The sequence below is a fragment of the Actinorugispora endophytica genome, assembly GCF_004363075.1.
GTDB lineage: Bacteria > Actinomycetota > Actinomycetes > Streptosporangiales > Streptosporangiaceae > Actinorugispora > Actinorugispora endophytica.
The window spans coordinates 1-25,465 of record NZ_SNYN01000009.1; the positions used below are offsets into that span (position 1 = coordinate 1).

Sequence of the window (25,465 nt, forward strand, 5' to 3'; positions counted from 1 at the left end):
GGGGTCGGTGAGGACGGCTTGGTGGAAGGGGGTGGCGGTGGGCATGCCGCCGACGTGGAGTTCGGTGAGGGCGCGGCGGGCGCGGGCCAGGGCCTGGGTGCGGGTGGCGCCGGTGACGACGAGTTTGGCGATGAGGGAGTCGAAGGCGGGGGGGACGGTGTCGCCGGTCTGGTAGCCGGTGTCCACGCGGATGCCGGGGCCGCCGGGCAGGGTGAGGGTGGTGATGGTGCCGGGGGCGGGCAGGAAGTCGCGGCCGGGGTCTTCGGCGTTGATCCGGAACTCGATGGAGTGGCCGCGGGGGGCGGGGTCGTCGTAGCCCAGGGGGTGGCCGTCGGCGATGCGCAGCATTTCGGTGACCAGGTCGATGCCGGTGATCTCTTCGGTGACGGGGTGTTCGACCTGGAGGCGGGTGTTGACTTCGAGGAAGGAGACGGTGCCGTCCTGGCCGATGAGGAATTCGCAGGTGCCGGCGCCGGTGTAGCCGGCTTCGCGCAGGATGGCCTTGGAGGCGTCGCGCAGGAGCCGGTCCTGGGCGGGGGTGAGGTGGGGGGCGGGGGCTTCCTCGACGAGTTTCTGGTGGCGGCGTTGCAGGGTGCAGTCGCGGGTGGAGACGACGACGACGGTGCCGTGGGTGTCGGCCAGGCATTGGGTTTCGACGTGGCGGGGGCGGTCCAGGTAGCGTTCGACGAAGCATTCGCCGCGGCCGAAGGCGGCGGTGGCCTCGCGGACGGCGGAGTCGAACTGGGCGGGGATCTCCTCGAGGGTGCGGGCGACTTTGAGGCCGCGGCCGCCGCCGCCGTGGGCGGCTTTGATGGCGATGGGCAGGCCGTGGTGGCGGGCGAAGGCCAGGGCCTGGTCGGGGTCGGTGACGGGGTCGGGGGTGCCGGGGGTGAGGGGGGCGCCGACCTTGTGGGCGATGTGGCGGGCCTGGATCTTGTCGCCCAGGGTGGTGATGGCGGTGGGGGGTGGGCCGATCCAGGTGAGGCCGGTGGTGGTGACGGCGTGGGCGAAGTCGGCGTTCTCGGCGAGGAAGCCGTAGCCGGGGTGGATGGCGTCGGCGCCGGTGCGGGTGGCGATGGCGAGGATTTTGTCGGTGTTGAGGTAGGTGTCGGCGGGGGTGGTGCCGTGCAGGGCGTGGGCTTCGTCGGCGGTGGTGGTGTGTAGGGCGTCGCGGTCGGGGTCGGCGTAGACGGCGACGCTGGTCAGGCCGGCGTCGCGGCAGGCGCGGGCGATTCGCACCGCGATCTCGCCCCGGTTGGCGATGAGAACTTTACGCACGGTCGGACATTCCTCCTGGAGCGGGATCGGCCGGCTCGGCACCGATGTATGCGGGAAGTCTGGGGACGGCGGGCCCGGTGCCGCTGAGGGCGCCGGACCGCGGGCGGACTGGTGGTCGGATCGGGAACGGGGGTGTCATCCCGGGCGGAAGCTGCTCCGCCACGCGCCGGGCCCCGGTCGCAGCTCCGGCCGGACCAGGCGGGAGCGGTCGCGCCAGGCCGAGCGGGGGGCGGGCGGCGCGGCCGCGTCGCGGGCGGCCCGCTTGGCCTGGGCGCGCGCGGTCAGGACCGCGACGAGCGCCGCGGTCTCCTCGGGGCTGAGGTCGCCCCGCACCACCCGCAGGAAGGGGGCGGGGCGCGGCCGGGTCTCGTCGGCGGCCATCAGAGGGGGATGTTCCCGTGCTTCTTGGGCGGCAGCTGCTTGCGTTTGCCGCGCAGGGCGCGCAGCGCCTTGACGACCGAGGTCCTGGTCTCCGAGGGCATGATGACGCCGTCCACGTAACCGCGTTCGGCGGCGCTGTAGGGGTTGAGGAGCGTGTCCTCGTACTCGGAGACGAGCCGGGCGCGGGTGTCCTCGACGCCGTCGCTCGCGGCCAGGGCGCGCCGGTGCAGGATGTTCACCGCGCCCTGGGCGCCCATCACCGCGATCTGCGCGGTCGGCCATGCCAGGTTGACGTCGGCGCCCAGGTGCTTGGACCCCATGACGTCGTAGGCGCCGCCGAACGCCTTGCGGGTGATGACCGTGATCAGCGGGACGGTGGCCTCGGCGTAGGCGTAGAGCAGCTTGGCGCCGCGCCGGATGATGCCGTTGAACTCCTGGTCGGTGCCGGGCAGGAAGCCGGGCACGTCCACCAGGGTCAGCACCGGGACGTTGAAGGCGTCGCAGGTGCGCACGAAGCGCGCGGCCTTCTCCGAGGCGTCGATGTCCAGGCACCCGGCGAGGCTCATCGGCTGGTTGGCCACGATGCCGATCGGGTGGCCCTCCACCCGCCCGTAGCCCACGACGATGTTCCGCGCGAACAGCCCCTGGACCTCCAGGAAGTCGCCGTCGTCGACGACGTGCTCGATGACCCGGTGCATGTCGTAGGGCTGGTTGGCCGAGTCGGGGATGAAGGAGTCCAGTTCCAGGTCGGTCCCGGTCACCTCCAGGTCCGCCGGGGCGTCCTCGACCGGCGGGTCCTCCAGGTTGTTGGAGGGCAGGTAGGACAGCAGCGTCCTGACGTACTCCAGGGCGTCGGCCTCGTCGGCGCCCATGTAGTGGGCGACCCCGGACCTGGAGTTGTGGGTGTGCGCGCCGCCCAGCTCCTCCATGGAGACGTCCTCGCCGGTGACGGTCTTGATGACGTCGGGGCCGGTGATGAACATCTGGGAGGTCTGGTCGACCATCACGGTGAAGTCGGTGAGGGCGGGGGAGTAGACGTGTCCGCCCGCGGCCGCGCCCATGACCAGGGAGATCTGCGGGATGACGCCGGAGGCGTGCGTGTTGCGCTTGAAGATCTCGGCGTAGAGGCCGAGGGCCACCACGCCCTCCTGGATGCGCGCCCCGCCGCCCTCGTTGATGCCGACCACGGGGCAGCCGGTCTTGAGGGCGTGGTCCAGGACCTTGACGATCTTCTCGCCGTAGACCTCGCCGAGGGAGCCTCCGAAGACCGTGACGTCCTGGCTGAACACCGCGACGGGGCGGCCGTCGACCGTGCCGTGGCCGGTGACCACCCCGTCGCCGTAGGGGCGGTTCCTCTCCAGGCCGAAGCTGGTCGAACGGTGGCGGGCGAGAGCGTCGAACTCCACGAAGGAGCCCGGGTCCAGGAGGGCGTCGATCCGCTCGCGGGCGGTCATCTTGCCTTTGGCGTGCTGCTTCTCGATGGCTCGCTCGGATCCCGCGTGGACCGCCTCGTAGCGGCGGCGCTGCAGGTCCGCGAGTTTGCCCGCGGTCGTGCGGATGTCGATCTGTGCCGCGGGCAGTGGTTCAGGGGCTTGGGTCGCCATAGGACATCAGGGTAGTCCTGCCGGTGTACGGCCAGGTGAGGAAATCCGTGTTACTTATGGGTAAGTGCAAGTATTCGCAGGTCAGAGAAGTGTTCTTGACCGAGTTGCGTTCGGTTCGCATTCGGTCTGCCCGCTCCGCCCGCCCCACCCGCCGCCTCTCGGGAGGCCGCCCCGGGAGGCCGGGCGTCCGCCCCGGCCCCCGTCCGCCGTCGCCTCTGCGGCCCGGCTGCCGGGCCGATCCGGGCCGCGACCCGGAGAAAGTCCCCAACCGGACCCCGGGTCCCAAATGGGCTAGACCAATCTGGGTATCGTTTTCGCCATGACACGTGACAGTGCCCGCCAGGAGATGCCCGACCAGTTGCGCGGTGACGTCCGCCTTCTCGGCGAGATGCTCGGCTCCGTGCTCGCCGAAAGCGGCGGCGACGACCTTCTCGACGACGTCGAACGCCTGCGGCGCGCCGTCATCGGCGCGCGCGACGGCTCTGTCGACGGCAAGGAGATCACCGACCTCGTGGCCTCGTGGCCACTGGAGCGCGCCAAGCAGGTGGCACGGGCTTTCACCGTCTACTTCCACCTCGTCAACCTCGCCGAGGAGCACAACCGCATCCGCTCCCTGCGCGAGCGGGACGACGCCGACAACCCGCCGCGCGAGTCGCTGGCCGCCGCCGTGCGCTCCATCCGGGAGGACGCGGGGGAGGACCGCCTGCGCGGGCTCGTGGACGGCATGGAGTTCCACCCGGTCATGACCGCGCACCCGACCGAGGCGCGCCGCCGCGCCGTCTCCACGTCCATCCTGCGCGTCAGTGAGCAGCTGGAACGGCTCCGGGGGGCCCACCCCGGCAGCAGCGTCGAGGCCGACGCGCACCGCAGGCTGATCGAGGAGATCGACCTGCTGTGGCGAACCTCTCAACTGCGCTACACCAAGATGGACCCGCTGGACGAGGTGCGCACCGCGCTGGCCGCCTTCGACGAGACCATCTTCCGGATCATCCCCGAGGTCTACCGGACCCTGGACAGCGCCCTGGACCCGGTCCGCAGCGGGCAGCGGCCCCCCTTGGCCAAGGCGTTCGTGCGCTACGGGAGCTGGATCGGCGGCGACCGCGACGGGAACCCGTTCGTCACCCACGAGGTGACCCGCGAGGCGATCACCATCCAGTCCGAGCACGTGCTGCGCGGGCTGGAGACCGCCTGCGCCCGCATCGGGCGCACCCACACCGAGTACGGCAACCTCACTCCGGCCAGCGGAGACCTGCGCGACACCCTCGCCACCGCGAAGGCGGGGTACCCGCGCCTGATGCACGAGATCGCGAAGCGCTCGCCCAACGAGCCGCACCGCCAGCTCCTGCTGCTGGCCGCCGAGCGGCTGCGCGCCACCCGCGAACGCGACGCCGACCTCGCCTACACGGGTCCAGAGGAGTTCCTGGCCGACCTGCGCGTGGTGCAGGAGTCGCTGGCCGCCGCCGGCGCCGTCCGGCAGGCCTACGGCGAGCTCCAGCACCTCATCTGGCAGGCCGAGACCTTCGGCTTCCACCTGGCCGAGCTGGAGGTGCGCCAGCACAGCGCCGTGCACGCCGCCGCGCTGGCGGAGCTGCGCGCGGGCGACACGCCCTCGGAGACGACCCAGGAGGTCCTGGCCACCCTGCGGGTCATCGCCTGGATCCAGGAGCGCTTCGGCGTGGAGGCGTGCCGCCGCTACATCGTCAGCTTCACCCGGTCCGCCGAGGACGTCGCCGCCGTCTACGAGCTCGCCGAGTACGCCCTGCCCGCCGGCAAGGCCCCGGTCCTGGACGTGATCCCGCTGTTCGAGACCGGCGCGGACCTGGAGGCGTCCCCGCGCGTGCTCGACGGCATGCTCCAGCTGCCGGGCGTCGGCCGCCGCCTGGAGGAGACCGACCGCCGCCTGGAGGTCATGCTCGGCTACAGCGACTCGGCCAAGGACGTCGGCCCGGTCAGCGCCACCCTGCGGCTGTACGACGCGCAGGCCCAGCTCGCCGAGTGGGCGCGGGAGAACGACGTCAAGCTCACCCTGTTCCACGGCCGCGGCGGCGCGCTGGGCCGCGGCGGCGGTCCCGCCAACCGGGCCGTGCTGGCCCAGGCCCCGGGGTCGGTGGACGGCCGCTTCAAGGTCACCGAGCAGGGGGAGGTCATCTTCGCCCGCTACGGCCAGGCCGCGATCGCCCACCGGCACATCGAGCAGGTCGGGCACGCGGTGCTGATGGCCTCCACCGACACCGTGCAGGAGCGCGCGACCGAGGCCGCCGCGAGGTTCCGCGACGTCGCCGACCGGGTGGCCGAGGCCGCGCACACCGCGTACCGCGACCTGGTCGACACCGAGGGCTTCGCCGAGTGGTTCTCCAGGGTGAGCCCGCTGGAGGAGCTGGGCGAGCTGCGCCTGGGCTCGCGCCCGGCCCGCCGCTCGGCTGCCACCGGCCTGGACGACCTGCGCGCCATCCCGTGGGTGTTCGCCTGGACCCAGACCCGCGTCAACCTGCCCGGCTGGTACGGCCTGGGCAGCGGTCTCGCCGCCGTCGAGGACCTCGACCAGCTGAACGCGGCCTACACCGAGTGGCCGCTGTTCGCATCGCTGCTGGACAACGCCGAGATGAGCCTGGCCAAGACCGACCGGGTGATCGCCGAGCGCTACCTCACCCTGGGCTCCCGGTCCGAGCTCACCGAGCGGGTGCTCGCCGAGTACGACCGCACCCGGGACCTGGTCCTCAAGGTCACCCGGCACACCCGCCTGCTGGAGAACCGCCGGGTCCTGTCCCGCGCGGTGGACCTGCGCAACCCGTACGTGGACGCGCTGTCGCACCTCCAGCTGCGCGCGCTGGAGGCCCTGCGCACCGACGAGGCCGAGCGGCTCTCCGCCGAGGACCGCAGCCACCTGGAGCGCCTGCTCCTGCTGTCGGTCAACGGGGTGGCGGCCGGTCTGCAGAACACGGGCTGACCCGTCGCCGCGAACGCGCCCCGCCCGGCTCCCGAGAACGGGGAGCCGGGCGGGGACACCCCCGCCGGGACGGTTGAATGGGGGCATGCCTTCCTCGCCGTACTCCGACCTCGACCGGCCGCCGTTGGACCAGGCGGCGCTGGAACGGGCGCTGGTGCGGCCCGGCGCGCTGTGGACCGGGATCGACGTCACCGCGTCGACGGGGTCCACCAACACCGAGCTGGCCGCGCGGGCGCGGGGCGGCGCCGCTGAGGGAACCGTTCTGGTCACCGAGCACCAGACCGCCGGGCGGGGGCGGCTGGACCGGACCTTCGAGACGCCGGCGCGGGCGGCGCTGACCTTCTCCGTGCTGCTGCGTCCCGGGGTCCCGCCCCACCGGTACGGCTGGCTTCCGCTGATCACGGGGGTCGCGGCGGTGCGCGGCCTGGAGCGGGTCGCCGGAGTCGGGGCCTCGCTCAAGTGGCCCAACGACGTGCTGCTGGGCGACCGCAAACTCGCCGGGATCCTCTCCGAGGCCGTGACCGGTCCGGAGGGCGCCGCGGTCGTGGTCGGCACGGGGATCAACGTCTCCCAGACCGAGGACGAGCTCCCGGTTCCCACCGCGACCTCGCTCACCGTGGCCGACGCGCCCTGCGTGGATCGCGACCCGCTGCTGCGGGCGGTCCTGCGGGCCTTCGCCGAGCGGTACGCCGCCTGGACCGGGCACGGCGGCGACGCCGAGGCCGCCGGCCTGGCGGAGGAGTACCGCGACTGCTGCGCCACCATCGGCCGGGCCGTGCGGGCGCATCTGCCGGGAGGCCGCCTGCTGGAGGGCGCCGCCACCGGGGTCGACGCCGACGGCCGCCTCACCGTCCGCGCCGCCGACGGGACCGGGACGCACCTGAGCGCGGGCGACGTCGTCCACGTCCGTCCGGGCGGCTGAACACCGCCGCTCCGCCGCCCGCGCCGCTTCGAACGGCCGGGACGGGCCCTCCCGCGCGGGCGCGGCGGACGGGTTTTCCTTGACGGGGGTGCCCCGGAGAGGCTAAACCGGCAGTCATGCGCATCCGGAACCGGTTTCGGGACGCGCACGCTGACCCACGCCCGGCGGGCACCCTCCCGCCGCCCCGAACCCGAACACGAGAGAACAGATGCCGTCGCGTCCCGACCCCAAGGAGATCGAAGCCGTCCTGTTGGGAGGCGAGGCGCGGTACACCCGTGACGAGGCGGTCCGGCTCTCGGGGGCGTCCCCGGAGTTCGCCGCCCGCGTCTGGCGGGCACTGGGCTTCGCCGCGCGCGGCGACGAGGCGCCCGCCTTCACCGACAGCGACGTGGAGGCCCTGCGCATCACGGCGGGGCTGCTCAGCAGCGGCCTGCTCGACGACGACGCCGCGGTCCGGCTGGCCCGGGCCATGGGCCAGACGATGACCAGGCTCGCCGAATGGCAGACCAGCATCCTCAGCACCCTCTCCTACGCCCCCGAGGAGGAGCCCGACGAGAAGGACCTCGGGTCGCTGGTGGGCCTGGCCGGAAAGCTGCTGCCCGACGTCGAGAAGCTGCTCGTGCACATATGGCGGCGCCAGCTCGCCGCGTCGGCCTCGCGAAGCCTGGCGGTCCTGGGGCAGAAGGAGGACGTCTCGCCCAACTACTTCCCGCTCGTGGTGGGCTTCGCCGACCTGGTCTCCTTCACCACCCTCAGCCGGGAACTGGACGAGGTGGGCCTCGCCGACGTGGTGGAGGGGTTCGAGGCCACGTCGGCGGACATCGTCGCCTCCAGCGGGGGGCGGGTGGTCAAGACGCTGGGCGACGAGATCCTCTACGTCACGGACACCCCGGGCCAGGCCGCCGAGATCGCCCTCCAGCTCGCCGACGGCGTCAAGACCCATGTCGAGGTTCCCGACGTGCGGGTCGGAATCGCGTACGGCCCGGTGCTGGCCGTGCTCGGCGACGTGTTCGGCACGACCGTGAACCGGGCCAGCCGCCTCACCTCCTTCGCCCGGCCCGGCACCGTCCTGGTCGACGACGCGCTGGCGGCCCTGCTCAAGGACGAGTCCGCCTACCAGGTGGTGGCGGTGCGCGCCCGCCACGCCCACGGCCTCGGACAGCTCCAGCCGTACGCGCTGCGGCGGAGCTTCGAGGCGTCGGCGCCGCAGAGGGGGTAATGGTTGTCCACAGGCCCGGCGGAGGACTTCTCGTTTCCGGGGCCGGTCGGGCATGTTGGTAGGGCCGGTGTTCCGGCCGAACGTGAAGGAGGACGGCATGCCGTACGAGGCCAGGGCGGTCATCTCTCGGACGAAGAAGGCGCCCGTCACGATCGAGACGATCATCGTCCCCGATCCGGGGCCGAACGAGGCGGTGGTGAGGGTCCAGGCGTGCGGGGTGTGCCACACCGACCTGCACTACCGCGAGGGCGGGATCAACGACGACTACCCCTTCCTGCTCGGGCACGAGGCCGCCGGGGTGGTGGAGGCGGTGGGCCCGGGCGTCACCGAGGTCGCGCCCGGCGACTTCGTCGTCCTCAACTGGCGCGCGGTGTGCGGGGTGTGCCGGGCGTGCCGCCGTGGACGCCCCTGGTACTGCTTCGACACGCACAACGCGTCCCAGAGGATGACGCTGGCCGACGGAACCGAGCTCACACCGGCGTTGGGCATCGGCGCGTTCGCCGAGAGGACGCTGGTGGCGGCGGGGCAGTGCACGAAGGTGGACCCCGAGGCGAGTCCGGCGGTCGCGGGCCTGCTGGGGTGCGGGGTGATGGCGGGCATCGGCGCGGCCGTCAACACCGGCGGCGTCACCCGGGGCGACTCCGTGGCGGTGTTCGGCTGCGGTGGGGTGGGCGACGCCGCGATCGCGGGTGCGCGGCTGGCGGGCGCGGCGCGGATCATCGCGGTGGACGTGGAGGAGCGCAAGCTCGAGTGGGCGCGCGACTTCGGGGCCACGCACACGGTCAACTCCCGCGAGAACGACCCGGTCGAGGCGATCCGCGAGCTCACCGGCGGCCACGGGGCCGACGTCGTCATCGACGCGGTCGGCCGCCCCGAGACCTACGAGCAGGCGTTCTACGCGCGCGACCTGGCCGGAACGGTGGTGCTGGTGGGCGTGCCCACCCCGGGCATGCGCCTCGACCTGCCGCTGCCGGACGTGTTCGGCCGCGGCGGGGCGCTCAAGTCCTCCTGGTACGGCGACTGCCTGCCGTCCCGCGACTTCCCCATGCTCATCGACCTGTACACGCAGGGCCGACTCGACCTCGGACGGTTCGTGTCCGAGGAGATCGCCCTGGACGACGTTGAGGAGGCGTTCGACAAGATGCACCGCGGCGAGGTTCTGCGATCGGTGGTGATCCTGTAGATGGCCGAGGACACCGGGACATCCTCGATCCCGATCGGAAAGCTGGTCACCTCCGGGGTCTTCCGGCTCGACGGCGGGGAGTGGGAGGTCGACAACAACGTCTGGATCGTCGGTGACGAGCACACCGCCGTCGTGATCGACGCGGCCCACGACCACGCCGCGATCGCCCGGGCGCTGGGCGACCGGGAACTGATGGCGATCGTGTGCACGCACGCCCACAACGACCACATCAACGCGGCGGCGGCCCTGGCCGACCTCACCGACGCGCCGATCCTGCTGCACCCCGACGACGCGGTGCTGTGGAGCATGCTGTACCCCGAGCGCGAGCCCGACGCCCCGCTGCTGCAGGGCGAGCGGCTGCGGGCCGGGGGCGTCGAACTGGAGGTGCTGCACACGCCCGGCCACGCCCCGGGCGCCGTCTGCCTGCACGCGCCCGAACTGGGGGTGGTGTTCACCGGGGACACCCTGTTCAAGGGCGGCCCCGGCGCCACCGGGCGCTCCTACTCCGACTTCCCGACGATCATCTCCTCGATCGGCGAGCGGCTGCTCGCCCTGCCGCCCGAGACCGTCGTGCACACCGGTCACGGCGAGTCCACCACGATCGGCGACGAGGCACCGCACCTGGAGGAGTGGGTGCGCAGGGGGCACTAGGAAGTCTTCTCGCTGATCGTGGCCCCGCCGGGGCCTCGGAGGCGGTCGAGGCCCCCGGAAAGGCCACGATCGGTGGGAGGACCGCGGTCGGGTCGTCCGCTTCCGGTGTCACACCGGGCCGGTCGCCCGGGCGGGGCTGGTTCCGGTGGGGAGGAACAGGGCGAAGGTCGTGGGCTTGGACTGCACGAACTCCACCCGCGCGCCTTCGGACTCGGCGATGTGCCGGGCCAGGGACAACCCGAGCCCGGTGCCGTTGCCACTGGTCACCTCGCGCTCGAAGATGCGCGGGGACAGCTCCTGGGGGATGCCCTCGCCCTCGTCGCTCACCTCGATCCGCACCGACTGCCCGGTCTCCAGGCGGCTCACGGTCACCGTTCCGGCGCCGTGCTTGAAGGCGTTCTCCACCAGGGTCGCCAGGATCTGGGAGAGGTCGGTGGGCACCGTCATGGCGGTCAACCCCTCCTTCCCGCCCAGTTGGAGTTTGCGTCCGGCCTGGGTGAAGACCGGGCGCCACTCCTCGACGAACTGCTCGATCACCTCGTCGATGTCGACCGGCTCCAGTTCGGGGTTCTGGGTCCGGCGGGCCCGCCCCAACAGGCTCTCCACGATCTCCACGAGCCGTTCGGTCTGGGCGAGCGCGGCCTCGCCCTCCTCGCGCACGACCTCGGGCTTGTCGGCCTCGGCGAGGATCTCCTCGAGCCGCATCGACAGCGCGGTCAGCGGGGTGCGCAGCTGGTGGGAGGCGTCGGTGGCGAAGTGCCGCTCGGTCGAGATCAGGCTGGCGATGCGCTCGGCGCTGCGGTCCAGCACCTCGGCCACCGCGTCCGCCTCGGGAATGCCGTAGCGGTGCCCCCACGGGGTGGCCACCCCCGAGCCCAGCCGTTCGGCGGTCGCGGCGAGGTCGACCAGGGGCAGGGTGAGTCGCCTCGCCTGGAGCATGGCCAGGCCCACCGCGACGCCGATGGCCAGCAGGGACAGCGACGTGATCCCCAGCCACGCGCTGATGATGTCCTCGCGCACGCCGTTGGTATCGCGCCACACGACGACCACGGAGCCGCGCGCGGAGGTGGCCGAGGCGCTCAGCGAGGCGGCGGTGTCGGGGTCGCGCGGGTCGTACTCCCAGCCGCCGGTGGACACGGTGGCCGCGCCCGGGGGGGAGATCTCGATGTAGCGCTGCGGATAGACGGCGGAGAAGTAGTCGACGTCGACCCGCCCGTCGATCTCCAGCTGGGCGTCGGCCTCGGTCGCGATCAGTTCGGCCTCACGCAGCAGCCGCGCGGAGTTGTCGCTGTTCACCTGCTGGTAGGTCAGTGCTCCGAGCGGCAGCCCGAGCAGCATCACCGCGATGATGGCCACCACGAGGGTGGAGAAGAGCATCCGCCTCCGCATAGCACCCCATCATCGCACCCCGGGCGTTATTCCCGTTCGAAGCGGAAGCCGACGCCGCGCACGGTCGTGATGTAGGAGGGCTGGTTCGCGTCGTCCCCGAGCTTGCGCCGCAGCCAGGAGATGTGCATGTCGAGGGTCTTGGTCGACCCCCACCAGTTCGTGTCCCACACCTCGCGCATGATCTGCTCGCGGGTGACGACCTTGCCGGCGTCGCGCACGAGGACGCGCAGCAGGTCGAACTCCTTGGTGGTGAGCTGGAGTTCGCGTTCGCCCAGCCAGGCGCGGCGCGAGTCGTTGTCGATGCGCACCCCGTGCACGACGGGAACCTCTCCGCCGCCGCGCCGCAGCAGGGCCCGGACCCTGGCCAGGAGCTCGGCCAGCCGGAAGGGCTTGGTGACGTAGTCGTCGGCCCCCGCGTCCAGGCCGACGACGGTGTCGACCTCGTCGGCCCGGGCGGTGAGGATCAGGATCGGGGTTCCGTGCCCCTCCGAGCGCAGCCGCCGGGCTACTTCGAGTCCGTCCATCTCCGGCAGCCCCAGATCCAGGACGAGCAGGTCCACGTCGCCCGCCCGGGCGCGTTCGAGAGTGTCCACGCCGTCGACGGTGACGTCGACCGAGTAGCCCTCCCGGCGGAGCGCGCGGGCCAGCGGCTCGGAGATCGAAGTGTCGTCTTCGGCCAGCAAAACGCAGGTCATGCAGCCGATCGTAAGACGACTGCGACGATTTCCCGGTTATGCGCGCCGATTGACCAGGGGGTGACCAAAAACGCGCATCCCCCGGCCGGACACGGTTCCCCGGAGAGGCCCGGGCCTCCGAGGCGCCCCCGCCCGGGGCGGGCCCCGGCCCGGGACGGACCGGCGCGGTGAGCGGTCAGCTGCTCCGCACCGTCCCGGACGGTCCGCCCTCCACGGTGTCCGGTCCCGTGCCCGGGGGGCCGGCCCCGGCCGACGGCGCGCGGAACACCCACTTCCGGTAGCTCCAGAAGCGGAACAGCGAGCCCAGACCCACGCCGACCACGTTGCCTGCGATGTTGCGCGCCAGCGGGCCGTCCAGGCCCAGCACCGAGACGGTGAACCACAGGCAGACGAGCTGGATCAGCAGGCCGACCGCGTTCAGGCCGAAGAAGAGCGCGTACGCGCGGACGAGCCCGCTGTGCGAGCGGTCCCTGAACGTCCAGAACCGGTTGCCGAGGAAGGCCACGACGGTGGCGCAGGTGGTCCCCAGCACCTGGCCGGCCAGCTCGGCCGTTCCCAGGCCGTACCAGAACAGGTTCGTCGCCGCGAGCTGCACCACGTACGCGAAGGCCCCCACGGTGCCGAACTTGGCCACTTCGTGGATGAGCCGGGAGAAGCGCCGGTACAGCGCCGAGAGGAGTCGCAAGAGCCGTTCCGATCGGGGACGGGGCGGGGAAGTCCGGACCGTGTCCGGGGGGCCTCGGGGTCCGTGCGCGCACCGGCCCTGAAGGCGCTTCCAGAACACACCCTAGAATTCCATGGGTCCCGCGTCGCTCGCGCGGTGGCCGCGACTCCGCACGTGAACCAAGATGTGAGGCACCGTGAGCGAGACCAACCGGCCCGTCCCCTCCGTCGGAATGGTGGGAGGCGGTCAGCTCGCCCGAATGACACACCAGGCGGCGATCCCGCTGGGCGTGGGCTTCCGGGTGCTGGCGAACACCCCGACCGACAGCGCGGCGCTGGTCTGCGCGGACGTGCAGCTCGGCGACGACAGGGCACTCCCCGACCTGCTCACCTTCGCCAAGTCCTGCGACGTGCTCACGTTCGACCACGAGCACGTGCCCGAGCCGGTCCTGCGCGAACTGGAGAGGGCGGGCGCGGTGCTGCGCCCGGGGCGCGACGCGCTGCGCTACGCGCAGGACAAGCTCCTGATGCGCGTCCGCGCGGAGGAGCTGGGCGCGCCCTGCCCGCGCTGGCGCGCGGTCACCACCGTGGAGCACGTCGCCGACTTCGCCGCCGGGACCGGGTGGCCGGTGGTGCTCAAGGCCGCCCGCGGCGGCTACGACGGCAAGGGCGTCTGGGTGGTGGACGACGAAGCCGGGGCGGCCGTCGTCGTGGAGCGCGCGACGGGGGCCGGGGTCCCGCTCCTGGTCGAGGAGAAGGTCGCCTTCTCGCGCGAGCTCGCGGTGCAGGTCGCCCGGTCGCCCTACGGCCAGGTCGCGGTCTACCCGGTGGTGGAGACGGTGCAGCGCGACGGGATATGCCACGAGGTGATCGCCCCGGCGCCCGGTCTGGACGAGGAGAAGGCCACCCACGCGCAGGAGCTCGCGATCGAGCTCGCGCACGCCCTGGGCGTCGTGGGCATGCTCGCCGTCGAGCTGTTCGAGACAGAGAGGGGCGTCGTCGTCAACGAGCTGGCGATGCGGCCGCACAACTCCGGCCACTGGACGATCGAGGGGGCACGCACCTCGCAGTTCGAGCAGCACCTGCGGGCCGTTCTGGACCTGCCACTGGGCTCGCCGCGCACCGTCGGCCGGTACACGGTGATGGCCAACCTGCTCGGGGGCGGGGATCCGGACGTGTTCGGCCGATACATTCATGTCATGGCCAGGGACCCCGAGCTGAAGGTGCACCTCTACGGCAAGGAGGTCCGTCCGGGCCGCAAGATCGGACACGTCACCGTCGTCGGCGACGACCACGTGGACCTGCTGGAGCGTGCCAGGCACGCCGCCGCATACCTCAAGGGAGAAGCGTAGTGAGCCAGACCGCCCCGACCGTCGGCATCGTGATGGGAAGCGACTCCGACTGGCCGTTCATGCAGGACGCCGCCACGGCGCTGCAGGAGTTCGACGTGGCCTTCGAGGCGGACGTGGTCTCGGCGCACCGGATGCCGCACGAGATGATCGCCTACGGCTCGGAGGCGGCCGAGCGCGGCCTCAAGGTCATCATCGCCGGGGCGGGCGGCGCCGCGCACCTGCCGGGAATGCTCGCGTCGGTGACCCCGCTGCCGGTCATCGGGGTGCCGGTGCCGCTGAAGTACCTGGACGGCATGGACTCGCTGCTGTCCATCGTGCAGATGCCCGCCGGTGTTCCGGTGGCCACGGTCGCGGTGGGCGCGGCCCGCAACGCGGGCCTGCTCGCGGTGCGCGTGCTCGCCGCCCACGACGCCGACCTGCGCGAGCGGATGACCGAGTTCCAGGCCGAACTCAAGGAGCAGGCGCACGCCAAGGGCGAACGCCTGCGCCGCCAGGTCGCCGAGGGCCCGTCCTCGTTCGGCTTCGGCGGACGCTAGGGCGCGGGAGGAAGGGCCGCGGCAACGGGCGGCGCGCCCCGGCCCGCCGCGGACCCGCGATGATCCCGGCGCCCGGATTCCCTGACACGGACATCGCGGAACGCCGGCGCCGGGACCATCGGTGAGCCTCCCGGAAGCCGGGAACCCCGGGTGCGGCCCCGACCGGCTCCGGCTCCCGGGACGCGCGACCGCCGTCACCCCGGGAGCCGCGGCCACTCGATCGCCGGGCAGCGGTCCATCACCATGGCGCGGCCCGACGCGAGGACGCGTCGGGCCGCCGCGTCGTCGACCACGCCGAGCTGGAACCAGACGCCGCTCACCTCCGGGCGGGCCAGGGCCTCGTCCGCCACGGCGCCCGCGCTCCCGGAGCGGCGGAACACGTCCACCACGTCCACGTCGAAGGGGATGTCGGCGAGGGAGGCGTAGCCGCGCTCGCCGTGCACCGTCGCCGCGCTCGGGTGGACCGGGACGATCCGTTTGCCCTTGGACCGGAGGAAACGCGCCACCCCGTAGGCGGGGCGGGCCGGGTTGTCGCCCAGGCCCACGACCGCCCACACCTCCGTCTCCTCCAGGATCCGACGGACCACGGCGGGGTCGTTGAGTCGTTCCATGGGTTCATTCTCGGGGACGCCAGTCCGGCGGGCGCGGTCAGGGGCGGCCCAGCGCGCGGTAGGTCCAGCCGTGCTCGCGCCAGTGCTCCGGGTTCAGCGCGTTGCGGCCGTCCACGATCCTGGTCTCGGCCACCACCTTGGCGAGCTCCTCGGGGTCGGCGTCGCGGAACTCGGTCCACTCGGTGAGCAGCAGCACCACCTCGGCGTCGCGCACCGCCTCCAGCATGGTGTGCGCGAAGTTCAGGTGCGGGTGCTCGCGCCTGGCGTTCTCCAGCGCCTCGGGGTCGTAGACCGTGACGTGCGCTCCCAGCGAGCTGATCGTGGTCGCCACGTCCAGGGCGGGGGAGTCGCGGATGTCGTCGGAGTTGGGTTTGAACGCCGCGCCCAGCACGCCCACGGTGCGCCCGGCGAAGCTGCCGCCGATGAGCCCGCGCGCGATGTCGATGGTGCGCGCGCGGCGGCGCTGATTGATGGCGTCGACCTCGCGCAGGAACGAGAGCGCGGGCTCCACGCCCAGCTCGTCGGCGCGGGCCATGAACGCGCGGATGTCCTTGGGCAGGCAGCCGCCGCCGAACCCCAGCCCCGGGCCGAGGAACTTGCCGCCGATGCGGTCGTCGTAGGACAGCGACTCGGCGAGCTTGATCACGTCCGCGCCGGAGGCCTCGCACACCTCCGCCATCGCGTTGATGAAGGAGATCTTGGTGGCGAGGAACGCGTTGGCGGAGACCTTGACCAGCTCGGCGGTCTGCAGGTCGGTGACCAGGAACGGGATGCCCTGCGCGAGCTGGCTCGCGGACACCTCCCGCATCACCTCCTCCACCCGCGCCGAGTCCGTGCCCAGCACGATCCGGTTCGGGTTGAGCGTGTCCTCCACGCCGAAGCCCTCCCGCAGGAACTCCGGGCTCCAGCCGACCTCCACGCCCTGTCCGGCGGGGGCGGTGGCGTGCAGCTGGGCGGTGATCCGGGCCGCGGTGCCCACCGGGACGGTGGACTTCCCGATCACGACGGTGGGCCGGGTCAGGTACGGGGCGAGCGACTCGACCGCAGAGTCCACGTAGCGCAGGTCGGCCGCGTTGGACGTGGCCTGCTGCGGGGTGCCCACACAGATGAAGTGCACGTCGGCGAACGCGGCCGCCTCGGCGTAGTCGGTGGTGAAGTGGAGCCGCCCGGTGGCCAGGTTGCGCGCCAGCACCTCCTCCAGGCCCGGCTCGTAGAACGGGAGCCGACCGGCCGAGAGGCTGTCGACCTTGGCCTGGTCCAGATCCAGACCGAGCACGTCGAACCCCAGCTCCGCCATACAGGCGGCGTGCGTGGCCCCCAGATACCCGGTACCGATGACCGCGATCTTGAGGCGCTGCTTCTCGACCAATGGACTCGTCCTTCCTCACAACCGGCCTAGGCATGCTACCGGCGAGTCGCCTCGATGCCGTTGGGGACGTTCGGCCACAAGTGCCGACATCCGTCTCCCATCGTGCGTAAGCGGCGGAGATGGCACCACCGCTCTTCTTTGAGACATTGCCGAACTCGCGTCCAACACAACATCAACGCGACATTAAGCCGGATTCTTGGCCGAACCGGGGGTAATCCCCAGAGGTTTCGTGGTGGTGCGCGGCTTCTGTCGCCTCACACGTTGCCAGGGGTCGTCCCCCGAGCCGACCCGGGCCCCGGGAAACGGCGACGGGTCCCGCGCCGGCGCGACGGCGGGACCGACGCGGCGACCAGCATGAGGCCCAGCAGCCAGGGATAGAAGGCGGTTACGGTGGTGAGGTTGTAGTACGCGGAGAGCGCCACGTCGACCGCGTACACGACGTCCTCGTCGTAGGAGAGGGCCTCCCACACGAGCAGCGCGGCGCCGGGGACGAGCGAGGCCAGCCGGGAGCCGGTGAGCGCGCCCAGGAGCGCGCCGACGATGCCCGGGACCACCCGGGAGTAGTCCAGGGAGCCCGGCCCCGGAGAGGGGTTCTCCGGCGACCACAGCCCGCTCTCCAAGGCGTACACGCCGGCGTCCAGCCCGAGGACGATGACCGGGACGGAGAGGACGCCGACGGCGCCACCGATCGCGTGCCGCCTCGCGTTCGGCACGGCTGCCTCCCCGGCCATCGTCGGTGACGACCCGAGCGGCCGCCGCCACACCCTAGTGCCCGGCGCCCGTCCTCCCCGCTGGACTCGATCTCTCCGGGCCCGGACCGTCTCCGAGACCCCGGGGACGTCAAGGCCGGGGGAAGGCGCCACGGAGCGCCAGGGGGTTTCCGCTACGGGGGTGTTTCGGCGTCCGGAAGAGGGGTCTACCGATGATCCCGACGCCGAACCACCCCCGCGGCGGAAACCCCCTAGGGAGGCTCGGGCGCGGGGGTGATTCGGGTATCGGTGTTTCGGGGGCCTTACGCCGCGCGGATCGCGAGGTGACGGCAGGCGGCGACGGCGGGTGCGGGTCGGGGCCGCGCCCACGACGTCCGTTTCGCGTGGTTTCCGTTGGTGATCTTGCTGTTTCCCCCCGAGAACCTTGATCTCGGGGGAAACAGCAAGATCACCGGACATTCGAGGGCCGGTTCCGCCCCCACCCGGAATGATCATGGGCTTTCCGCCCTTCCCGGCCCCGAAACAGGCAGAAAGCCCAAGACCGTCAACGGACCCCTCACGCGACGGACATCGTGGGCGCGGCCCCGACCCTCACCCGCCGTCGCCGCCCGCCGTGACCTCGCGGTTCGCGGGCGTGAGGCCGAACGACCCACCCGAAGCACCGGCACGCCGAACCACCCCCGCGGCGGAGTCTCCCTAGCCGTCGTCGCGGAACGTCCGGGTGTGGTCGGTGCCGTCCGGGGCGAGTGGTTGGAAGCCCTCGCCGTCCCGGCGGAACGGGGTGGTGGTGCGGCCGGGGTCGTCGCCGGTCCGGCCCGCGTCGTAGGGGTCGACGCTCGGAGGAGCCGGCGCGGGTGCCGGCGCGGGCGGGTAGGCCGGGAGGGCGTCCTCCCGGCGCAGGGGCGGGCGCCAGCGGGAGAAGGGCAGGGAGGAGATGAACAGCAGCGTCCCCAGCGCGAGGTGCAGCGGCAGGCCCGGCCCCATCGGGTGGAACAGCGTCCCCGGCTCGGCGAGCCAGTCCGGGACGGCCGCGGCCATCGTGTCGTAGCTCAGCAGCGGCCACAGGGACGCGCCCAGTACGAGGCCGCCCGCGACGAACGCGGCCAGCGGCGAGACCCGCGTCCCGGCCAACACCCCGCAGGCCACCCCGACCCCCATCATGACCGCGCACGCGGTCAGCAGCATCGGGTCGCTGAACCGCTGGGCCTGGAGGTGCCCGGTGATCTCGGCGGCGGACCACGCGGCTCCGACCCACAGCAGCGGCGCGACGACGAGCCCGACCAGCAGGCCGACCATATGGCGCAACACGAGAGCCTCCCTGTGCCGATGTGCCCTTTCACGTACCGCCGCGGCGGCGGGGCCGCCCCCGCCTCCACGCCGGCTTCCCGTTCTCGGCCCCCACCGTCGCTCCGGGGGCGGGCCGTTCCCTAGCCGCAGACGTTGTCCGCCGCGGTGCTGGTGTTCAGTGTGTCGCGGCCGCCCTCGCCCTCGGTGTCCGAGGCGGGGGAGGCCGTGGTCCCGGGGGCGGTCACCCTCGTGTGGTTGAAGCCGATGACCACCTGGATCCGGTCGCCCAGCGCCGCGTCCCGCTGGAGTCCGGCCCCGGGGAGGCTGTCCTGGACCAGCCGGGCGGCGTCCTCCCGGCCCGGCGCGTACCGGACCAGCGTCTCGGGCACGTCGCGGCTCGTCCAGTCCCGCGCCTCGGCGGTGGTCAGGAAACCGGCGGCGGCCAGGTCCGCGCGGACCTGCGCGCCCAGCCCGGGCGCCCCGATGCCGTTGTAGACCTCCACCTCGATGTCGCCCGGCGCGACCACCGGTGCGGCCTCCGCGCCCTGGTCCGCCGCGTCGCCGGGCCCGCCGGTGAGCGGCTCGTCGCGCGCGATCCTGCCGAACAGCTCCCGGGCCGCCTCCTCCTGCCATTTGACGGCCACGTCCCCGTGCGGTGTCCAGAAGTCCATCTGGCCGATCGGCACCTGGGTGAACGTCACGTCGTCCAGCCTGACGGAGCGCATCTGGTTGCCGAGCTGGTTGATGGAGGCGGTGTCCAGCCCTTCGTCGACCGTGACGGAGCCGAGCGCGGTGTCCAGGAAGAGGCCGAACCTGGCCGGGTCGGTCAGGGTCTCCGAGCTCAGCGCCTTGTCCAGCAGGGCCGACAGAACCTGCTGCTGGCGGTCGATCCGGTCCAGGTCGCCGTCGCTGCTCTTGCGGGTGCGCGCGAAGGCCAGCGCCTCGACCCCGTCGACCTGGTGCGTTCCGGCCTCCATGTGCAGTCGGGCCTTGTCGTCGTGGATGGCCTCGGGGAGGCACACGGTGATTCCCTCGAGCGCGTCCACCACGTCGACGAAGCCGCCGAAGTCGACCTCGACGTAGTGGTCGACGCGCACGCCCGTCGCGGACTCCACCGTCTGGATGGCCAGCTGCGGCCCCCCGTAGGCGTAGGCGGCGTTGATCTTGTCCTCGCCGTACCCGGGGATCCGGACCCAGGAGTCCCGGGGAATGCCGACCACGGTGACCTGGTCCCGTTCGTTGTTCAGGTGGACCAGCATCATCGTGTCCGAGCGCTGCCCGTCGGTGTCGCCCACGCCGAGCGCGTCCTGCTCCTCGCTGCCCATGCCCTCGCGGCGGTCCGAGCCGATCACCAGGAAGTTGAGCGTGCCCTGGGGGCCGGCCTCGGGCCGGTTCTCCTCCAGCAGGCCCGCGAACACGTCGTACCGGTTCAGCTGCCCCGACGCCCACCCGGTGATGGCCCACGCCGTCCCCGACGCCAGAAGCACCGCGATCGACAGGGCCCCCGCCAGCGTGAGCGTCAGCCGCCGTCGCCGCGCCGCGGCGCTCGGCAGCCACGCGGGCGCCCGCCCGCTGCCGGTCCGGCGCCGCGGTCCCGAGCCCGTGCCGCTCTCCGGCGGGGTGGGCCCGGAACGGACCCGGCGGAACTCTGGAGTGTCCCCCGGGCCTCGAACCGCCTCGTCCCCGTCACCGCTCACCAGTCGACCTCCCGACCCTCGGCCCACCACCACAGAAGGCGCATTTCGTGCCGTCGCCCCCCCAGAGTGACAGGAATCCCACGAGTGGACCGGGGGAGCGCGGCCGTCGGCGTGTTGCCCGTGGATCCGATGCGCCACACCGTGGACAGGTTCCCCGGCAACGCTGACAGGAACCTTTCAACGGTTCCGGCGGACCGCCGCGGGGCGACGGGCGGCGGCTTCGCGCCGGTCCCGGTGCTCGCCCCGTGTGCAGTACCGTTGCGTCAGCGGATTCCCGCTTTCCCTCGAATCATTCGGACTCTTTGGATATGCCCGTGATCTGGCCGGCCGTATCGGTAGTAACACCCATCCTGAACGAGGAACGCCACCTCGCCTCCGCCGTGCGCCACGTCCTGAGCCAGGACTACCCCGGTGAGCTGGAGGTGGTGCTCGCGGTGGGCCCGTCCAAGGACCGCACCCAGGAGGTCGCGGACCGGCTCGCGGCGGAGGACCCCCGGGTCAAGGTCGTGGCCAACCCGACCGGCCGCACTCCGGCGGGGCTCAACGCCGCGATCGCCGCGTCCTCGCACGGCATCGTCGCGCGCATCGACGGCCACGCCATGATGCCCGCCGACTACCTGCGCATCGCCGTGGAGACGCTGGAGGAGACCGGCGCCGACAACGTGGGCGGCATCATGGCCGCCGAGGGCGAGACCCCGTGGGAGCGGGCGGTGGCCGCCGCCATGACCTCCAGGGTCGGGGTGGGAAACGCGCGCTTCCACACCGGCGGCGAGGGGGGTCCGGCCGACACCGTCTACCTGGGCGTGTTCCGGCGCTCGGCGCTGGAGCGGGTCCAGGGCTACGACGAGGCGTTCCTGAGGGCCCAGGACTGGGAGATGAACCACCGGATCCGCGAGACCGGCGGCGTGGTGTGGTTCCAGCCGCGCATGCGGGTCTCCTACCGGCCCCGGCCCAGCGTCAGGACGCTGGCCAAACAGTACTTCCACTACGGCCGCTGGCGCAGGGTGGTCGCCCGCCAGCACAAGGGGACCATCAACCTGCGCTACCTCGCGGCCCCGGCCGCGCTCACCGGGATCGTCCTGGGACTCGTCGGCGGCTTCCTCTTCTGGCCGGCCTGGCTGGTGCCCGCCGCGTACGCCGCCGCGATCGTGGCCGCCTCGGTCCCGCTCGGCTCCGGCCTGCCCCTCGGGGCGAAGGCCGCCATCCCGGTCGCGCTGGCCACCATGCACATGGCCTGGGGCGCCGGTTTCATCACGAGCCCGCCCGGCCTGGGCGCTGACTCGCGCACCGCGAGGGCCCAGCGCCCCGCGCCCCCCTTTCCCCGCTGATCTTGACCTTTTCGGGGTCTCAGAAGCGGTTGAGACCCCGAAAAGGTCAAGATCAGCGGGAAAAGGGGCGTTCTCTCAGTGCGGCGACCACGCCGGGGACGTCGTCCACCACGAGCGCGTCCATCCCGGCGTCGGCGAAGCGCGCCGAGTCCACCGGGGAGGGGCACCAGGACAGCACCTGGAGGCCGGCCCGGTGCGCCAGGTCCACCGTGTACCCGACCGAGCGGCGGCCGGGGCGAGGGGCGTCCCCGGCCAGGCCGAAGGAGCGGGCGTCGATCGCGACCGCCTGACAGCCCAGCCCGGCCGCGCCGGCCACGGCCTGGTCCAGCGGGTTGCGCACGAACGGCATCCACGCGGTGGCGACCTCGGGAGCCTCCCGGCGCACCGCCAGCAGCGCGGCGGGGTCGAAGGAGCACACGAAGAGCGGCCGGGACCGCGCGTGCCGCCTCAGGTGCGGCAGCAGCAGCGCCATGGTGCGCCGCGCGGGCGCGTCCACGGCGTCCTCCATCACCGTCTTGACGTCCACGTCCAGGCCGATGTGCGGGGGGACGGCCTCGATCGCCTCGTCCAGGGTGGCCAGGCCCGCCGCCCTCGACTCGGCGGCGGGGAGGTCCACGACGGGGCGCCCGTCGGGCAGGGCGGCGTCGTGGTGGACCAGCAGCACGTCGTCGGCGCTGCGCCGCACGTCGACCTCCACCCAGGACGCCCCGGCGGCCGCGGCCGCGGCGAACGAGGCGGGGGTGTTCTCCAGCACGCCGCCGACGGTGCCGCGCCCGGCGCCGCGGTGCCCGATGACCTCGGTCGGGGTGAAGATCACCGCGCCTCCTCCCGGACGCGCAGCAGGGCCTCGGCCACCGCGATGTCGCCGGGGTGCGTCACCTTGATGTTGTCCTCCTCGCCCGGGACGAGCCGGACCTCCTCTTCGGGGAGGTAGCGCAGCACCACGCCGCAGTCGTCGGTGGCCACCAGGCCCGGGTCGGCGAGCGCGCGCTCGTAGGCGCGTCGGATCACGTCGAGCCGGAACCCCTGCGGGGTCTGCATCCGGCGCAGCGAGGCGCGCCCCGGTACGGACTGGATGGCCTCGGAGCCGTCCCGGCCGGGCCCGGCGAGCACCACCGTGTCGCTCGACGGGACGGCCGCGCCCACCGCCCCGCTCTCGCGGAGCGCCGCCACGCAGGCCGCGATGGTCCGCCGGCCCACCAGCGGGCGCACCGCGTCGTGCAGCAGCACGAGGTCGCCGCCGTCGCGGTCCGCCAGCGCGCGCAGCGCCGCCCAGGAGGTCTCGGTCCGGCTCGCGCCCCCGGCGGCGACCAGGGACACCTTGGAGTGGCCGCCCTCGGCGACGATCTTCTCCGCCTCGGCGAGGTGGTCGGCGACCATGAGCACGATCACCTCGTCCACGTCGGGGGAGGCGCAGAAGGTCGCGACGGAGTGCTCCAGGATGGTCCGCCCGGCCAGCCGCATCAGCTGCTTGGGCCGCGGGCCGCCCATGCGGGCGCCCACTCCGCCGGCGAGCACGGCGGCCGTCACCCGGGGCCGCTCGGGGCGGGATCGGTCGACCGGCATGGGCACTCCCTCTTTCCTGGACGGACGAAAGCTAGAGAGTAGTCCACGGCCGGGCGCCGCCACCGCGCCCGGAAACCAACAACGAAGGAACAGTTCATCCCGAATGGGGCACTCGCTCCGGTGTGCCGGTACCCTGGGGACGCCTGGAACCACGGTGGCCGTTCCGTGAACTGTGCGAGGATCAGGCGTCGAACCCCGTGTTCCCGCCTCCGTACGTACAGCGGTGGCCATGGCCAGGCCGGTCCCGGTGCGACCGCACCGAACTCCCTGAGCACCTCTGCCGCCGACGTATGCTTCCCCGGCGGCGGGCCGGCACGCCATTTCGGCGCGCGGCGGTCCTCAACGGACGCCCCGGACGTCGAAGGCATCCGCTGAATCCTGGTCTCACGGCGGTCTGCGCCGCGCGGCCGATCACATACGACTGCACCCCCGAGGAGGTGGCGGTGGCGTCGAGGGCGCTGTCCGTCTGGCAGAACCGGAAAGTCGTTGGACTCCTGGTTCGCCGTGACCTGAAGGTCAAGTACCAGAACTCGATCCTCGGCTACGCCTGGTCGATGTTGGAGCCGCTGGCCATGGCCTGCGTCTACTACTTCGTCTTCGGCGTGCTGTTCGCGGCGACCGGCGGCGCTCGCAGCGCCCCCGGCGGGCCCGACGCCCCCGGCGGCTACGCGCTGTTCCTGCTGTCCGGCCTGCTGCCGTGGATGTGGTTCAGCACGGCGCTGAGCGACGCGCCCAAGGCGCTCATCACGCACGCCAAGCTCATCACCACGATGAAGGTGCCGCGGGAGATCTTCCCGCTGGCCATCGTGCAGACCAAGTTCGTGGAGTACCTGCTCACCTGGCCGATCCTGCTGATATTCGTCTTCTCCCTCGGTGGACAGACCGGCTGGAACGTCCTGTGGCTTCCGCTGGCCGTCCTGATCCAGTTCGCCTTCACCCTCGGTGTCACGCTGCTGCTGTCCTCGATCAACGTGCTGCTGCGGGACGTGGAGCGGATCGTCCGTATCCTGAACCGGGTGCTGTTCTACGCCACCCCGATCATCTACCCGATCAGCAAGGTGATGGAGGTCGGCGGAATCCCGGACTGGTTCAAGACGGTTTACGAACTGAACCCGCTGGTCGGGATCTTCCAGCTGCACCACGCGGTGTGGTACCCGAGCGAGGCGCCGGACGCGATCACCTTGTCCGCCACCATCGGAGGGGCCATTCTTGTGCTGGTAATCGGGTATTTCACGTTCCGGCGGCTCGAGAGCGCCGTCCTGAAGGAGTTGTAATGGCGGAGCCGGTCATCGAGGCGAAGGGGCTCGGCGTCAAGTTCGCGATGAACCGCCGACGCAAGCGCAGCATGCGTGAGATGTTCATCCACGGGACCAAGCGGGACCCCAACAAGGGCGAGACCGACTTCTGGGCGCTGCGCAACGTCTCCTTCGACGTCGCCAAGGGCGAGTGCGTGGGCATCGTCGGGAAGAACGGCACCGGCAAGTCCACTCTGCTCAAGATGATCGCCGGAGTGCTCATCCCCGACGAGGGGACCGTCACGGTCCGGGGCAAGGTGGCCCCGCTGCTGGAGCTGCGCGCGGGCTTCAACGACCAGCTCACCGGCCGGGAGAACGTCAACCTGGTGGGCTCCCTGCACGGGATGAGCCCCAAGACGCTGGAGGAGAAGTTCGACGAGATCGTCGACTTCGCCGAGATCAAGCCCGGATTCATCGACACGCCCGTGCGGCACTACTCCAGCGGTATGAAGGTGCGGCTCGGCTTCGCGCTGATCTCCCAGCTGGAGCACCCCGTCATGCTCGTGGACGAGGTCCTCGCGGTCGGTGACAAGTCCTTCCGCAACAAGTGCTACGACGCCATCGACCGGATGCTGGCGAACGAGCGCACCATGGTACTGGTCTCCCACAGCGAGGGCGACCTCAGGCGCTTCTGCAACCGCGGCCTGTACGTCAGGCAGGGCGAACTGGTGCTGGACACCGACATCAAGGCGGCCCTGGAGGCCTACAACGCCGACACCAAGGCCGAGATCGACAAGCGCAAGAAGAAGGACGGCAAGGCGGCCTGACCCCTCAGCTCCACC

23 protein-coding genes are annotated in these 25,465 nt (G+C 72.2%); 10 read left to right on the forward strand and 13 right to left on the reverse strand.

All coding sequences use genetic code 11. The annotated features are described in order from the left end of the window. The 3 genes from EV190_RS13055 to EV190_RS13065 form a co-directional block, all read right to left on the reverse strand. On the reverse strand, positions 1-1,278 hold a 1,278-nt coding region (locus tag EV190_RS13055), incomplete at its 3' end, for an acetyl-CoA carboxylase biotin carboxylase subunit (RefSeq protein WP_133741824.1). Between the two features lie 135 nt (positions 1,279-1,413). Next, positions 1,414-1,659, reverse strand: coding sequence for an acyl-CoA carboxylase subunit epsilon (locus tag EV190_RS13060; RefSeq protein ID WP_133741825.1), 246 nt, complete (start codon positions 1,657-1,659; stop codon positions 1,414-1,416). After that, entirely contained in the window at positions 1,659-3,263 is a 1,605-nt protein-coding gene (locus tag EV190_RS13065; protein WP_133741826.1) for an acyl-CoA carboxylase subunit beta, read from the reverse strand. Before EV190_RS13065 ends, EV190_RS13060 begins: the two co-directional genes overlap by 1 nt. 346 nt (positions 3,264-3,609) lie before the next feature. On the opposite strand from EV190_RS13065, the gene EV190_RS13070 reads away from it, so the two are divergent. The 5 genes from EV190_RS13070 to EV190_RS13090 all read left to right on the forward strand — a co-directional run bounded on the left by EV190_RS13070 (position 3,610) and on the right by EV190_RS13090 (position 10,185). Then, entirely contained in the window at positions 3,610-6,210 is a 2,601-nt protein-coding gene (locus EV190_RS13070) for a phosphoenolpyruvate carboxylase (RefSeq protein ID WP_279536619.1), read from the forward strand. 85 nt (positions 6,211-6,295) lie between these two features. Further along, positions 6,296-7,132 carry a biotin--[acetyl-CoA-carboxylase] ligase gene (locus tag EV190_RS13075; protein ID WP_133741827.1) on the forward strand — a complete coding sequence of 279 codons (837 nt, stop codon included), beginning with the start codon at positions 6,296-6,298 and terminating at the stop codon, positions 7,130-7,132. Between the two features lie 208 nt (positions 7,133-7,340). Continuing rightward, positions 7,341-8,351, forward strand: coding sequence for an adenylate/guanylate cyclase domain-containing protein (locus EV190_RS13080; RefSeq protein WP_133741828.1), 1,011 nt, complete (start codon positions 7,341-7,343; stop codon positions 8,349-8,351). Positions 8,352-8,448: 97 nt separating this feature from the next. Further along, complete coding sequence (locus EV190_RS13085; protein WP_133741829.1) at positions 8,449-9,534, forward strand: S-(hydroxymethyl)mycothiol dehydrogenase; 1,086 nt, start codon at positions 8,449-8,451, stop codon at positions 9,532-9,534. Next, positions 9,535-10,185 carry an MBL fold metallo-hydrolase gene (locus EV190_RS13090; RefSeq protein WP_133741830.1) on the forward strand — a complete coding sequence of 217 codons (651 nt, stop codon included), beginning with the start codon at positions 9,535-9,537 and terminating at the stop codon, positions 10,183-10,185. 108 nt (positions 10,186-10,293) lie between these two features. Here EV190_RS13090 and EV190_RS13095 read toward each other — a convergent pair whose 3' ends face one another. From EV190_RS13095 to EV190_RS13105, 3 genes are all read right to left on the reverse strand, one after another. Next, the gene (locus EV190_RS13095; protein WP_133741831.1) at positions 10,294-11,574 is read right to left on the reverse strand and encodes a sensor histidine kinase; all 1,281 of its coding nucleotides are present in this window, start codon (positions 11,572-11,574) and stop codon (positions 10,294-10,296) included. A gap of 26 nt (positions 11,575-11,600) precedes the next feature. Further along, complete coding sequence (locus EV190_RS13100; RefSeq protein ID WP_133741832.1) at positions 11,601-12,269, reverse strand: response regulator transcription factor; 669 nt, start codon at positions 12,267-12,269, stop codon at positions 11,601-11,603. A gap of 175 nt (positions 12,270-12,444) precedes the next feature. After that, positions 12,445-12,954 (reverse strand): GtrA family protein, encoded by a 510-nt coding sequence (locus EV190_RS13105; protein WP_133741833.1) that lies wholly within the window; start codon positions 12,952-12,954, stop codon positions 12,445-12,447. Between the two features lie 211 nt (positions 12,955-13,165). Between EV190_RS13105 and EV190_RS13110 the strand changes: the two genes are divergently transcribed. Continuing rightward, a complete protein-coding gene (locus tag EV190_RS13110; RefSeq protein WP_243742562.1) occupies positions 13,166-14,284 on the forward strand; it encodes a 5-(carboxyamino)imidazole ribonucleotide synthase in 1,119 nt (372 codons plus the stop codon). After that, positions 14,284-14,820, forward strand: a complete 537-nt coding sequence (gene purE / locus EV190_RS13115; RefSeq protein ID WP_243742550.1) for a 5-(carboxyamino)imidazole ribonucleotide mutase — start codon at positions 14,284-14,286, stop codon at positions 14,818-14,820. The genes EV190_RS13110 and purE overlap by 1 nt, the downstream gene beginning before the upstream one ends. 194 nt (positions 14,821-15,014) lie before the next feature. Here purE and EV190_RS13120 read toward each other — a convergent pair whose 3' ends face one another. The 5 genes from EV190_RS13120 to EV190_RS13140 all read right to left on the reverse strand — a co-directional run bounded on the left by EV190_RS13120 (position 15,015) and on the right by EV190_RS13140 (position 20,494). After that, on the reverse strand, positions 15,015-15,431 hold the full coding sequence (locus tag EV190_RS13120) for a CoA-binding protein (RefSeq protein ID WP_133741835.1): 417 nt from the start codon (positions 15,429-15,431) through the stop codon (positions 15,015-15,017). 37 nt (positions 15,432-15,468) lie between these two features. Next, a complete protein-coding gene (locus tag EV190_RS13125; RefSeq protein WP_394345528.1) occupies positions 15,469-16,728 on the reverse strand; it encodes a UDP-glucose dehydrogenase family protein in 1,260 nt (419 codons plus the stop codon). 326 nt (positions 16,729-17,054) lie between these two features. Continuing rightward, on the reverse strand, positions 17,055-17,513 hold the full coding sequence (locus EV190_RS13130; protein ID WP_133741837.1) for a hypothetical protein: 459 nt from the start codon (positions 17,511-17,513) through the stop codon (positions 17,055-17,057). A gap of 693 nt (positions 17,514-18,206) precedes the next feature. Further along, positions 18,207-18,818, reverse strand: coding sequence for a hypothetical protein (locus tag EV190_RS13135; RefSeq protein ID WP_133741838.1), 612 nt, complete (start codon positions 18,816-18,818; stop codon positions 18,207-18,209). 119 nt (positions 18,819-18,937) lie between these two features. Further along, positions 18,938-20,494: an LCP family protein gene (locus tag EV190_RS13140; RefSeq protein WP_133741839.1), complete on the reverse strand. Its 1,557-nt coding sequence runs from the start codon at positions 20,492-20,494 to the stop codon at positions 18,938-18,940. Positions 20,495-20,802: 308 nt separating this feature from the next. On the opposite strand from EV190_RS13140, the gene EV190_RS13145 reads away from it, so the two are divergent. Further along, positions 20,803-21,822, forward strand: coding sequence for a glycosyltransferase family 2 protein (locus EV190_RS13145; protein ID WP_208113168.1), 1,020 nt, complete (start codon positions 20,803-20,805; stop codon positions 21,820-21,822). 52 nt (positions 21,823-21,874) lie between these two features. Here the strand turns inward: EV190_RS13145 and EV190_RS13150 are convergent, their stop codons facing one another. Next, positions 21,875-22,639 (reverse strand): glycerophosphodiester phosphodiesterase, encoded by a 765-nt coding sequence (locus tag EV190_RS13150; protein ID WP_133741840.1) that lies wholly within the window; start codon positions 22,637-22,639, stop codon positions 21,875-21,877. Further along, a complete protein-coding gene (locus EV190_RS13155; RefSeq protein ID WP_133741841.1) occupies positions 22,636-23,388 on the reverse strand; it encodes an IspD/TarI family cytidylyltransferase in 753 nt (250 codons plus the stop codon). The genes EV190_RS13150 and EV190_RS13155 overlap by 4 nt, the downstream gene beginning before the upstream one ends. Before the next feature lie 443 nt (positions 23,389-23,831). Between EV190_RS13155 and EV190_RS13160 the strand changes: the two genes are divergently transcribed. Both EV190_RS13160 and EV190_RS13165 read left to right on the forward strand, forming a co-directional pair. Beyond that, positions 23,832-24,662 carry an ABC transporter permease gene (locus EV190_RS13160; RefSeq protein ID WP_133741842.1) on the forward strand — a complete coding sequence of 277 codons (831 nt, stop codon included), beginning with the start codon at positions 23,832-23,834 and terminating at the stop codon, positions 24,660-24,662. After that, the gene (locus EV190_RS13165; RefSeq protein WP_133741843.1) at positions 24,662-25,450 is read left to right on the forward strand and encodes an ABC transporter ATP-binding protein; all 789 of its coding nucleotides are present in this window, start codon (positions 24,662-24,664) and stop codon (positions 25,448-25,450) included. Before EV190_RS13160 ends, EV190_RS13165 begins: the two co-directional genes overlap by 1 nt. Positions 25,451-25,465 lie beyond the last annotated feature (15 nt).

Excerpts from the sequence above, each read along its gene's own strand:
- EV190_RS13060 (WP_133741825.1), bottom strand. The coding sequence starts at position 1,659 with ATGGCCGCCGACGAGACCCGGCCGCGCCCCGCCCCCTTCCTGCGGGTG.
- EV190_RS13065 (WP_133741826.1), bottom strand. The coding sequence starts at position 3,263 with ATGGCGACCCAAGCCCCTGAACCACTGCCCGCGGCACAGATCGACATC.
- EV190_RS13070 (WP_279536619.1), top strand. The coding sequence starts at position 3,610 with ATGCCCGACCAGTTGCGCGGTGACGTCCGCCTTCTCGGCGAGATGCTC.
- EV190_RS13075 (WP_133741827.1), top strand. The coding sequence starts at position 6,296 with ATGCCTTCCTCGCCGTACTCCGACCTCGACCGGCCGCCGTTGGACCAG.
- EV190_RS13080 (WP_133741828.1), top strand. The coding sequence starts at position 7,341 with ATGCCGTCGCGTCCCGACCCCAAGGAGATCGAAGCCGTCCTGTTGGGA.
- EV190_RS13085 (WP_133741829.1), top strand. The coding sequence starts at position 8,449 with ATGCCGTACGAGGCCAGGGCGGTCATCTCTCGGACGAAGAAGGCGCCC.
- EV190_RS13090 (WP_133741830.1), top strand. The coding sequence starts at position 9,535 with ATGGCCGAGGACACCGGGACATCCTCGATCCCGATCGGAAAGCTGGTC.
- EV190_RS13095 (WP_133741831.1), bottom strand. The coding sequence starts at position 11,574 with ATGCGGAGGCGGATGCTCTTCTCCACCCTCGTGGTGGCCATCATCGCG.
- EV190_RS13100 (WP_133741832.1), bottom strand. The coding sequence starts at position 12,269 with ATGACCTGCGTTTTGCTGGCCGAAGACGACACTTCGATCTCCGAGCCG.
- EV190_RS13110 (WP_243742562.1), top strand. The coding sequence starts at position 13,166 with ATGGTGGGAGGCGGTCAGCTCGCCCGAATGACACACCAGGCGGCGATC.
- EV190_RS13120 (WP_133741835.1), bottom strand. The coding sequence starts at position 15,431 with ATGGAACGACTCAACGACCCCGCCGTGGTCCGTCGGATCCTGGAGGAG.
- EV190_RS13125 (WP_394345528.1), bottom strand. The coding sequence starts at position 16,728 with ATGGCGGAGCTGGGGTTCGACGTGCTCGGTCTGGATCTGGACCAGGCC.
- EV190_RS13145 (WP_208113168.1), top strand. The coding sequence starts at position 20,803 with ATGCCCGTGATCTGGCCGGCCGTATCGGTAGTAACACCCATCCTGAAC.
- EV190_RS13155 (WP_133741841.1), bottom strand. The coding sequence starts at position 23,388 with ATGCCGGTCGACCGATCCCGCCCCGAGCGGCCCCGGGTGACGGCCGCC.
- EV190_RS13165 (WP_133741843.1), top strand. The coding sequence starts at position 24,662 with ATGGCGGAGCCGGTCATCGAGGCGAAGGGGCTCGGCGTCAAGTTCGCG.